General features: G+C 71.1%; 1 protein-coding gene. It reads left to right on the forward strand.

Annotated features, from left to right (window positions below):
- Positions 1–87: 87 nt before the first annotated feature.
- On the forward strand, positions 88–1,536 hold the full coding sequence (gene argG, locus ACFCV8_RS36005) for an argininosuccinate synthase (RefSeq protein WP_376689773.1): 1,449 nt from the start codon (positions 88–90) through the stop codon (positions 1,534–1,536).
- Positions 1,537–1,571 lie beyond the last annotated feature (35 nt).

The raw sequence follows: 1,571 nt of genomic DNA on the forward strand, positions 1-1,571 counted from the left end.
GCGCCGGACACCGCTGCCGGAGCCCGGCGCAGCGGGGGCACCGCGCCGAATGTTGCATGACCATGCGATGTGGTGCATAGTCTTCCCATGTCCAAAGTCCTCACCTCCCTCCCCACCGGCGAGCGCGTCGGCATCGCCTTCTCCGGCGGGCTCGACACCTCCGTAGCCGTCGCCTGGATGCGTGACAAGGGCGCCGTGCCCTGCACGTACACCGCCGACATCGGCCAGTACGACGAGCCCGACATCGCGTCCGTGCCCGGTCGCGCCTCCGCGTACGGCGCGGAGATCACCCGGCTCGTCGACTGCCGGGCCGCGCTGGTCGAGGAAGGGCTGGCCGCGCTCTCCTGCGGCGCGTTCCACATCAGGTCGGGCGGGCGGCCCTACTTCAACACGACGCCGCTGGGGCGGGCCGTGACCGGCACCCTGCTGGTACGCGCCATGCTCGAGGACGGGGTGCAGATCTGGGGCGACGGCTCCACCTTCAAGGGCAACGACATCGAGCGGTTCTACCGCTACGGGCTGCTCGCCAACCCGCACCTGCGGATCTACAAGCCGTGGCTGGACGCGGACTTCGTCACGGAGCTCGGCGGCCGCAAGGAGATGTCGGAGTGGCTGCTCGCGCACGAGCTGCCGTACCGGGACTCGACGGAGAAGGCGTACTCCACGGACGCCAACATCTGGGGCGCCACCCACGAGGCCAAGACCCTGGAGCACCTCGACACCGGGGTGGAGACGGTCGAGCCGATCATGGGTGTGCGGTTCTGGGACCCGTCGGTGGAGATCGCCACGGAGGACGTGACGGTCGGCTTCGAGCAGGGCCGCCCGGTCACCATCAACGGCAAGGAGTTCGCCTCCCCCGTCGACCTCGTGATGGAGGCCAACGCGATCGGCGGCCGCCACGGTCTCGGCATGTCCGACCAGATCGAGAACCGGATCATCGAGGCGAAGAGCCGCGGCATCTACGAGGCGCCCGGCATGGCGCTGCTGCACATCGTCTACGAGCGCCTGGTCAACGCGATCCACAACGAGGACACGCTGGCCGCGTACCACAACGAGGGCCGGCGGCTCGGCCGGCTGATGTACGAGGGCCGCTGGCTGGACCCGCAGGCGCTGATGATCCGCGAGTCGCTCCAGCGCTGGGTCGGCGCGGCGGTCACCGGTGAGGTGACGCTGCGGCTGCGACGCGGCGAGGACTACTCGGTCCTGGACACCACGGGCCCGGCGTTCAGCTACCACCCGGACAAGCTCTCCATGGAGCGCACCGAGGACTCGGCGTTCGGCCCGGTGGACCGGATCGGCCAGCTCACCATGCGGAACCTGGACATCGCCGACTCGCGGGCGCGCCTGGAGCAGTACGCGGGCCTCGGCCTGGTCGGCACCGGCCACCCGACGCCGATCGGTGCCGCGCAGGCGGCCTCCACCGGACTGATCGGGGCCATGGACCGGGGCGGCGCCCAGGCGATCGCCTCGCGCGGCGAGGCCCCGGACGAGGAAGCGATGCTGGACCGCGCCGCGATGGAGTCCGGCACGGACTGACACCGGCCACCGGTCGTACGGCGACGGGCCCCGGC

Origin of the sequence: Streptomyces sp. NPDC056347 (assembly GCF_042262625.1) — a bacterium.
Lineage (GTDB): Bacteria > Actinomycetota > Actinomycetes > Streptomycetales > Streptomycetaceae > Streptomyces.

Excerpts from the sequence above, each read along its gene's own strand:
- argG (WP_376689773.1), top strand. The coding sequence starts at position 88 with ATGTCCAAAGTCCTCACCTCCCTCCCCACCGGCGAGCGCGTCGGCATC.